The organism is Vibrio sp. 1727 (assembly GCF_033344415.1).
In the GTDB taxonomy this organism is placed as follows: domain Bacteria; phylum Pseudomonadota; class Gammaproteobacteria; order Enterobacterales; family Vibrionaceae; genus Vibrio; species Vibrio alginolyticus.
Map to the genome: position 1 here is coordinate 1 of NZ_JAWPOT010000271.1, position 697 is coordinate 697.

The 697-nt window shown below is 50.2% G+C and carries 1 protein-coding gene; it reads left to right on the top strand.

The features are described from left to right. Positions 1-697 (top strand): lyase family protein (locus R8O10_RS25190; protein WP_318191951.1); only part of this gene is annotated, 697 nt, incomplete at both ends.

Here is a 697-nt window from a genome sequence, read left to right on the forward strand (position 1 = left end):
TGGCAGACACAGTGACATCTGGCTCGTCATTGATGCCACAGAAGAAAAATCCAGATGCGCTAGAGCTCATTCGTGGTAAGACTGGTCGCGTGTACGGCGCACTTGCTGGCATGATGATGACAGTCAAAGCCCTGCCACTGGCGTACAACAAAGACATGCAAGAAGACAAAGAAGGTTTGTTCGATGCGCTTGATACATGGAACGACTGTATGGAAATGGCAGCGTTGTGTTTCGATGGGATTAAGGTTAATGGCGAACGTACGTTAGAAGCCGCGAAACAAGGCTACGCCAATGCCACAGAATTAGCGGACTACTTGGTCGCGAAAGGCATTCCTTTCCGAGAAGCGCATCATATTGTCGGTGTGGCTGTCGTTGGCGCGATTGCCAAAGGTTGTGCACTGGAAGAGCTGTCACTGCAAGAGTTACAAGAGTTCTCTGACGTCATCGACAACGATGTGTACGACATCCTAACGATTGAGTCTTGTCTAGAAAAACGTAGCGCGCTTGGTGGCGTGTCACCAAAACAAGTCGCTTATGCCGTTGACCAAGCGGACAAGCGTTTGGCGCAGCGTGATAGTTCGGCCGTTAAAGTACGTCCTGCACGTTTAACGGATATCGAAACGCTTGAGGGCATGGTTGCGTACTGGGCGAATATGGGCGAAAACTTACCTCGTTCTCGTAATGAACTCGTTCGCGA